Genomic DNA, 7,959 nt, shown 5'->3' with positions numbered 1-7,959 from the left:
AGCAGGTAAGCGAGCCTGCGAGACTCCGAAAGGTGCGATATACAGGTAAGCGATCGAAGAGAGACTCCGAGGCGCGGGGTGTGTTTTGTGAGTGAGGCCATACATATGGTATGCCGAACGAGCAAAACCGCCACGCAACGCAGTAGATCGCACTTTTTGCGACGCCATCATACATAACTCTTGATCAACACATGGTGTCACCATACTTTCTCCCCTCCATTTTTTAGCATATAATTAATGTTTACGTTCTTTCAACAGAAATATGATCGGCTCGGCTGAATCTGAATTTCACTAAAATCTGTTCATCTTTTTTCACTGAGAGTTATCCCCTGTGAATAGTTGTCTCCTTTCAACTCTCCCATGGCGCGCTGTAATTCGGTATGGGCTATTTCGTAGTCCCATCGACTGACGACATGCACGGTTTCAGCCTTGGACAAGGTGCTCTGGGCTGCCAGTAGATCGGCAATGGTTCCGACGCCATTTTCATAGCGTTCCCGGGCCATGCGCAGGCTCTCTGTGGCATCGGCAAGCAGAGTGTCGGCAACGCCAATGGCCTCATGCTTTTCTCGGAGCCGCCAGTAAGAATCCCATACCTCCTGGCTGACTGACTGTTCGATCGTTACCCGTTCCGCTCTAACCGAGGAAAGTTCCGCCCGCTTTCGGTCAAGGGCATGGGACTTGGCAAAGCCCGAAAAAACTGGGATTTCCAGATTGACACCGGCGAACCAGTCCTGATCAGTGGGAGTAAAGGTGTCATCTCGATAACCATACTGTGCCTTGGCCGCCAATTTGGGGCCGAAGGCGCTCTTAGCTGCAGCCACTGATTGACCAGCCATTTCTTGATGTTGACGAGCGGCTCGAGTCTCCGGGCGATTATCCACTGCCTTATGAATAGCATCTTCTGCCAGGGTTGGCGGCAAGGCAGGAACCACAACCTGGGGCACCACGATTTCGATCTCCATTGCCACGGCCAAGCCCATGGCTTGATTCAGGTTGCCGCGTGCGATCTGAATCAAGCTGTCTCCTCTGACTCTGGACAGTATGGCATCTGACTTTTCGACCCGAGCCCGCAAGCTATCGGCAAGGGGTACATCCCCTGCAGCATGACGTTCTTCGGCCACACGAAGGTTTTCTACTGCCCGGTCCAGGGCCTTGCCGATGACTGCCCTGTTTTCAAGGGCAGCGGCCAGTCCGTAAAAGGCTCTGTGGGCGTTGAGAATGATATTCTGCTGCATGCGGGAACTTTCTTCCTTGGCAATTTTCTTGTTGGCCATGGCCGCCAATAGCTCTGCCCGCCTCTTGCCGCTGTCAAAGAGGATAAGGTGACCAATAATCCCAGATGACCAGTCATCGGTCGGGCCGATCATATCGGCCTTGTCTGGTAAGGACAATCCCTGGGGCAGAAAGGCATGGGTTTCGCGTCGGGCATAGCCGACCGCAAGATCAACCTGAGGGAAGTAAGGCGCGCGTTTTTCGCCGACTGCTTCACCGGCGGCGATGAGCCCTTGCCGAGCTGCTTCCTGTTGAGGGTTGCGGGCAATAGCAATCCGGATGCAGTCATCAAGCGAGAGCGGGCGCTGGATTGTGCTGGTTCCCGGTTTCTGTCCCAGCGCTGTCATTCCGGCAGTTGAGGAGCCTTCCGGGGTAATGGCAGCGTTATCTTCTGCCGACAAAGGCTTAATTGTCATCAGCATGGTGATCAGCACGACGCCTGCGATAAATTTGGGATTAGTCAATTTCTTCATCGGTATACCTCCAATCCTCAATTGAGGGTTTTCTTGAAACGACCGGCAGCCAGCCACAGGGTGATGACTCCCATGACTGCCAGGGCGAGCATCTGGGGCCAGAGGATGACAGGGCCGATCCCTTTGAGAAAGATGCCTCGGACAATGACCAGAAAATAGCGCAGAGGGTTCAGCACAGTGAGCCATTGCACGGCTATCGGCATATTGGCGATAGGAAACATGAAACCGGAGAGCAGCACCGCCGGAAAGTAGAAGAAAAATGTGCTCATCATCGCTTGTTGCTGGGTCTGACTGACTGTGGAGATAAAAAGGCCGATACCGAGAGTCGTCATCAGGTAGAGGCCGGTGGCGCCGAGCAGGAGCAGGAGGCTGCCCCGGATCGGCACCTCGAACCAGAAAACAGCGATCAGGGTGATCAGCAGCACGTCGGCAAAACCGATCAAAGCAAAGGGGACTGTCTTGCCCAGGATGAACTCTAACGGGGTAATGGGCGTGACCATAATCTGCTCCATGGTGCCAATCTCCTTTTCTCGCACCACGGCCATGCTGGTCAGCATCAAGGTAATCAGCATGACGATGATGGCGATGACGCCCGGCACATAGAAATTGCGGCTCTCGAGGTTTTCGTTAAACCAAGCCCTGGTGGCTAAATGTACTCCTCCTGGTTGTTGCACTAACCCTTTCAGTGCGATCAATTGGTGGTCCGCGATCTCTTCTGCATACCCGCCAACGATCTTGGCGCCGTAATTCAAGACGATTCCCGCGGTGTTGGAGTCGGAACCGTCGACAACAAGTTGTACCGCCGCCGTTCGCCCGGCCCCGATGGTGTCGGCAAAACCCTTGTTGATTCGAATCAGGGCCTGGGCCTCGCCCCGATCAATGAGCAGCGCTGCCCGGTCGACATGGTTGACATGTTCAATAACGTCAAAATACCCGGAGCCCGTAAAGCGGGAGATCAGTTCCCGACTGATGACTGAGTTATCACTATCCTGGACCACGGTGGCGATGTGCCGGACATCGGTAGTGACGGCGTAACCAAAGACCAGGACCTGGATAATCGGCATCATGAAAATGATCCCCTTCATCTTCGGGTCGCGAAAGACCTGGATGAATTCCTTGATCAGGATATGCTTGATTCGTTCGAACATCTCAGTCGAGCCTCTTGGTAAATTTCAGGTGGGCCACCATGAGGATCACCACGGCGAACAGGGTCAACAGCCCTGCCTCTACAGCCATGGTTTCCAGCCCCACCCCCTTGAGATAAATACCCTTGAGCAGGGTGACGAAATAGCGGGACGGAATCAGATGGGTCATAACCTGAAGAGGACGGGGCATGTTGGCAATGGAATACATGAAGCCCGAGAGCAGAAATGAGGGCAGGAAGGTAAGCACCATGGCCAACTGACTGGCAAGCAGTTGGCTCTTGGTAACGATGCTGATCACCATGCCGAGAGACAATGCGCCAACCAGAAAAATGGCCGCCATCCCGAAAAGAAGCCCAACGGAACCGCGCAGGGGGACATGAAAAAGGTATTGGCCCATGAGCACAGCCAACAGGACATCGAACATGCCGATGGCAAAGTAGGGCAGCAATTTGCCGATAATGAGTTCTCCGCCCTTGACCGGGGTGGCGATCAGTTGCTCCATGGTGCCCCGTTCCCACTCCCTGGCCACGGTCAGTGAAGTGAGGAGGGCAGCGATGACCATCATGATTACGGCGATCAAACCGGGGATGATGTAATTTTTCGACTGCATATCGCTGTTGAACCAGACCCTGGGCCGCAATTCTATGGGCGCCGAGGCCGAGGACACGCCATGCTGCTGCAAGGCGCGCAGGGTGATCTCTCTGGAAAAGGCCTGGATCGTCGCCTCGGCGTAACCGATGGCGATGGTGGCGGTATTGGAATCACTGCCATCCATGATCAATTGCACCTCTACCGGTTTGGTCTTACCAAGCTGTGCCGAGAAGTCAGCCGGGATGACAAGGGCGGCAAGGGTTTTTCCTTGATCGATGAGCCGCTCTCCCTCCCCGTAGGAAGTAACCGGTTGCACCGAAAAATAGACCGAGCCAGCGAAACGACTGACCAGTTCGCGGCTGGTTGACGAATTATCCTGATCCCAGACCGCGATGCCAACTCGATCTACATCCAGGGTCAAGGCATAGCCGAAGAGCACCAGGAGCAGCATGGGAATGACGATCGCCATGCCCAGGCTCCTGGGGTCGCGGATGATGTGCAGCCACTCCTTGCGGGCCATGGCCCCGGTTCGTTGCAGGTTCATGTCGTGACCTCAGTTTGTGCCGTCGATAGCCGATCACGGGCTTCAACCAGGGAGACAAAGACATCCTCCAGGGACGGGGTTATCGTCTCGATACTACTGACGTTAATGCCTCTGGTCGTCAGGTGGTCATGGATGGGCTGTCCCGCCTCGCCGGCATTGCCGGTAATAACGTGTAGCCCTTGGCCAAACAAGGCAACTTCCTTGATCAACGAAAGATCTTTAACACTGGCCATAGCTTCTTGAGGATGCTCGCAAATGACCTCTAGGATCTCATCCTGCATCAGCTCGGTTTTCAAGGTTTCCGGGGTGCCGCTGGCGATCAGCTCCCCCCGGTAGATCAGGCCGAGGCGATCACAGTATTCTGCCTCGTCCATATAATGGGTGGTGACGAAGATGGTCACTCCGCGACCTGCTAGTTCATAAATCAAGTCCCAGAATCGTCGGCGGCTGATCGGATCGACCCCTGAGGTCGGTTCATCAAGAAAGATGATTGGCGGCTCGTGCAGAATGGCGCAGCCTAAGGCCAGACGTTGTTTCCAGCCCCCGGAGAGAATGGCAGTCTTGGCCTTTTGATAATCGGTAAGCCCCGCCATTTCCAGCACCCACTCCTTGCGCTCTTTCTTCTTGTTCGCGGCGATGCGGTAGATGCCGCTATAGAAATTAATGTTCTCCTCCACTGTCAGGTCCCCGTACAGAGAGAATTTCTGGCTCATGTAGCCGATATGCTGTTTGATCTTTTCGGTATCACGACGGAGGTCAAAACCAGCCACCGTGCCGCTGCCGCCAGTCAAGGCAATGATGCCGCAGAGCATACGGATAGTCGTGGATTTACCGGCGCCGTTCGGTCCCAGAAAACCGTAGATCTCTCCCTTTGCCACCTCGAAGCTGACCTTGTTCACGGCAAAGAAATCGCCGTAGCGTTTCTCCAGTTCGTGGACCACGACCGCTTGTTGCGGACTATTAGGAAGGGTCATGGCGCTCATTTTCTTTATTCCCAGAAAGGGCAGAGACGAAGACATCCTCCAGGCTGGGCACAATCGGTCGGATCACTGACGGCCCCAGTCCGGATTGTTCCAGAGTATCAGTAATCCCCACTTGGTCTCCCTCCGGATTACTGGTGACTACATGGACCCGATCACCAAAGAGGCCAACACTATCGACGCTAAATTGATGCCGCAGGATTTTGGTGGCCTGCCGGGCATCGCGACATCGAACCTCAAGAATGCTGCCTTTCATCAGTTGTTTGACCTCTGCCGGGGTGCCAACGTGGAGTAACCGGCCTTGATGCATCAGGCCGATGCGGTTACAACGTTCCGCTTCATCAAGGTAGGCGGTCGAGACAAAGATCGTTACTTTCTCGGCCAGAAGCTGATATAGAATCCGCCAAAAATCCCGGCGCGATACCGGATCGACGCCATTGGTCGGCTCATCAAGGAAGAGAACCTTGGGGGTATGGATAAGGGCACAGGCCAAGCCCAACTTCTGCTTCATGCCGCCGGAGAGGTTGTCAGCCAATCGTTTTTTGAACGGGGTCAGATTGCTGAAGGCAAGGAGTGTGTCAATTTTGGCATCGCGGCCGCGGCGAGGCTCGCCGTAGAGATCGGCGTAGAAATGGATGTTTTCCAGCACTGAAAGGTCGGGGTAGAGGCCAAAACGCTGGCTCATATAGCCGATATCATCTTTGATTCTTTCGGCCTCACGCTGGATGTGGCGGCCCAGGACCCAGCCGTCCCCTCCATTTGGCTTCATGATGCCGGTAAGCAATCGCATGGTCGTGGTTTTTCCCGCCCCGTCCGGACCGACCAAGCCGAATATTTCACCGGGCATGACCTCCAGATCAAGACCATCAACGGCCCGGTTGGCGTCGAAGATTTTGGTCAATTTCTCCGTGCGGATGGCGCTCATGACTGTTACCTCGACTGGCTGATTCTGATTTCACCATCCACCGGCATGCCAGGTTTTAACTCCAGGTCGGGGTTGGGGATATCGACCTTGATCCGGTAGACCAACTTGACCCGTTCTCTTTCGGTCTGGACGTTCTTGGGAGTGAATTCGGCGCTGGCGGAGATAAATGAGATTGTGCCGAGGTATTTTTTGTCAGGATAGGTGTCGCTGGCAACTTCAACCTGTTGGCCGATTTTAATTCGCCCCAGATCAGTTTCCGCAATATAGGCGCGCAGCCAGACATTTTCGAGGGCAGCGATGGTCACCACTGGTGAACCCGGAGACACATATTCACCCACCTCAACGTGGTCACTGAGCACCACACCCGCTGTGGGAGCGCTGAGGGTGGCGTAGCCGAGACGAGTAGTCGCCATGGCCAGCGCCTCCTCTGCTTCGCGGACCTGGGCTTTAGCTCGATCGATGGTTTCCTGACGTGGTCCTTTAGTGACTAACGCCAAGCGTGCCTCAGCCTGAGCCAGGCTGGCTTTAGCCTGATCAATCTGTTCCTGGCGAGGACCTGCCGATACTAATTGCACGCGTTCATCGGCAACCCGTTGTTGCTCCATGGCGCTCAGATATTGACTTTTGACTTGTTCAAATTCACGAGGCGCAATGACTTCCCGCTCCAGCAATTGCTTTTGTCTGGTGTACTCGGCCTGCCAGCGCTCGAATACCGCGTTAGCTTGTTGGACCTGAGCTTGAGCTGTTTTGATTTCCTGGGGTCTTGAGCCGGCATTGAGTTCAGCAAGAACGGCACGGGCTCGGAGAGTCACGGCCTGGGCTTCGTTAATCTCATCTGGGCGTGAGCCGGACATCAGCTCGGCCAAGGTTGCCTTTGCTGCCTCGACTGCTGCCTGGCGAAGCTCCTTCTCATGTTGTAGTTCACTGTCTTCGAGGAGGGCGGTCGACTGACCACGGGTTATCGTTTCGCCTTCGGAGACCAGCCGCTGCAAAACCCGACCTCCGACTTTGAAGCTCAGTGAGGTGTCAATAACCTCAATAGTACCGGAAACCTTTATCTGTTCCGGGGTATCAACATTATGAGAAAGATACTTACTGGCCAAGACAACAAGGACGAGTAATGCCAGTGCCACAGGAACGATAATTTTCTTTTTCTTTTCCATTGCTAAGTCCTCTTTTTGTGAAAACTAATTCACATGATGGATAAAAAATTTTACTCCTTAATTGTTCCTAAAAAAAGCTCCCAGGATTCTGTCATATGCCGATCGAGATTAAATTGTCCTTCGCTCATATGCCAGAGAAGGGCAGCAGGTTGAATAATTCCAAAAAACATCGCCGCTAACGTTCTGGCCTCGATGTCATCTCTTAATTGTTTTTTGTCCTGTCCATCCCTGATGATGTCCTCGATTTCGGCAAGATACCCGGTTATGATGCGGTACATTTTTTGTCTCCGCTCTCGTTTTTGTCCCCACAATTCGTCGGAAAACACTATCTTCGGGATACCGTGTTCCTCGGCAATCAATCTGGCATGTAGACAAAGAAGTTCGTGCAATCGCTCAACCGCATCATCGCTCTGCTGCCTGACAAGTTCGACATTATGAAAAAGTTTGGTCCGAATCAACTCAAGAACGCCACTCATCATCGCATTCTTATTCTTAAAGTGCCGATAGAGCGCTGACGGCGTGAGTCCCATCTCTTTAGCAATATCTACGATATTAAGCTGCTTGATAGACTTGTCACTCAGCACCCGAAGCGCCGCCTCAACGATCTGTTCCTTTCGTATGTCAGTCGACATTTTCTCAGTAGACAACTGTAACCCTCCCTACTCACATGTGAATATAAATTCACATATAAATCACTTTAATATTTTTGTCAAAAAAATAATAAAAATTATTTGTAACTACACAGGTTAACGGTAATCAGTTATCGGTTTACGGTTAAAAGAATCATGATTAGTCATAAATCATCGTATGATACTCAATGTCAGTGTGTCCTCATCCATTGGCAGGACCCAATCACCGTCAACTGT

The 7,959-nt window shown here is 53.1% G+C and carries 7 protein-coding genes; all 7 read right to left on the bottom strand.

The features are described 5' to 3' along the window. Nucleotides 1-302: 302 nt before the first annotated feature. From FP815_13390 to FP815_13360, 7 genes are read right to left on the bottom strand one after another with little or no spacing between them, the layout of a single operon-like run. Nucleotides 303-1,745: a TolC family protein gene (locus FP815_13390; protein MBA3015918.1), complete on the bottom strand. Its 1,443-nt coding sequence runs from the start codon at nucleotides 1,743-1,745 to the stop codon at nucleotides 303-305. Nucleotides 1,746-1,762: 17 nt separating this feature from the next. Beyond that, complete coding sequence (locus tag FP815_13385) at nucleotides 1,763-2,893, bottom strand: ABC transporter permease (protein MBA3015917.1); 1,131 nt, start codon at nucleotides 2,891-2,893, stop codon at nucleotides 1,763-1,765. Between the two features lies 1 nt (nucleotide 2,894). Beyond that, nucleotides 2,895-4,025, bottom strand: coding sequence for an ABC transporter permease (locus FP815_13380; GenBank protein ID MBA3015916.1), 1,131 nt, complete (start codon nucleotides 4,023-4,025; stop codon nucleotides 2,895-2,897). Next, nucleotides 4,022-4,999, bottom strand: a complete 978-nt coding sequence (locus FP815_13375) for an ABC transporter ATP-binding protein (protein ID MBA3015915.1) — start codon at nucleotides 4,997-4,999, stop codon at nucleotides 4,022-4,024. The genes FP815_13380 and FP815_13375 overlap by 4 nt, the downstream gene beginning before the upstream one ends. Next, nucleotides 4,986-5,930, bottom strand: a complete 945-nt coding sequence (locus tag FP815_13370; protein MBA3015914.1) for an ABC transporter ATP-binding protein — start codon at nucleotides 5,928-5,930, stop codon at nucleotides 4,986-4,988. The genes FP815_13375 and FP815_13370 overlap by 14 nt, the downstream gene beginning before the upstream one ends. Before the next feature lie 5 nt (nucleotides 5,931-5,935). Further along, complete coding sequence (locus FP815_13365) at nucleotides 5,936-7,093, bottom strand: HlyD family efflux transporter periplasmic adaptor subunit (protein ID MBA3015913.1); 1,158 nt, start codon at nucleotides 7,091-7,093, stop codon at nucleotides 5,936-5,938. A gap of 50 nt (nucleotides 7,094-7,143) precedes the next feature. Continuing rightward, nucleotides 7,144-7,740 carry a TetR/AcrR family transcriptional regulator gene (locus tag FP815_13360; GenBank protein MBA3015912.1) on the bottom strand — a complete coding sequence of 199 codons (597 nt, stop codon included), beginning with the start codon at nucleotides 7,738-7,740 and terminating at the stop codon, nucleotides 7,144-7,146. Nucleotides 7,741-7,959: the final 219 nt, after the last annotated feature.

The sequence above is a fragment of the Desulfobulbaceae bacterium genome, from assembly GCA_013792005.1.
Classification (GTDB): Bacteria; Desulfobacterota; Desulfobulbia; order Desulfobulbales; family VMSU01; genus VMSU01.
The sequence above is the reverse complement of the archived record's forward strand: the minus strand, read 5'-3'. Positions and strand labels throughout refer to the sequence as shown.

Bases quoted from the DNA above. Each gene is read 5' to 3' on its own strand.
- FP815_13390 (MBA3015918.1), bottom strand. From the start codon at position 1,745: ATGAAGAAATTGACTAATCCCAAATTTATCGCAGGCGTCGTGCTGATC.
- FP815_13375 (MBA3015915.1), bottom strand. From the start codon at position 4,999: ATGACCCTTCCTAATAGTCCGCAACAAGCGGTCGTGGTCCACGAACTG.
- FP815_13385 (MBA3015917.1), bottom strand. From the start codon at position 2,893: ATGTTCGAACGAATCAAGCATATCCTGATCAAGGAATTCATCCAGGTC.
- FP815_13380 (MBA3015916.1), bottom strand. From the start codon at position 4,025: ATGAACCTGCAACGAACCGGGGCCATGGCCCGCAAGGAGTGGCTGCAC.
- FP815_13370 (MBA3015914.1), bottom strand. From the start codon at position 5,930: ATGAGCGCCATCCGCACGGAGAAATTGACCAAAATCTTCGACGCCAAC.
- FP815_13365 (MBA3015913.1), bottom strand. From the start codon at position 7,093: ATGGAAAAGAAAAAGAAAATTATCGTTCCTGTGGCACTGGCATTACTC.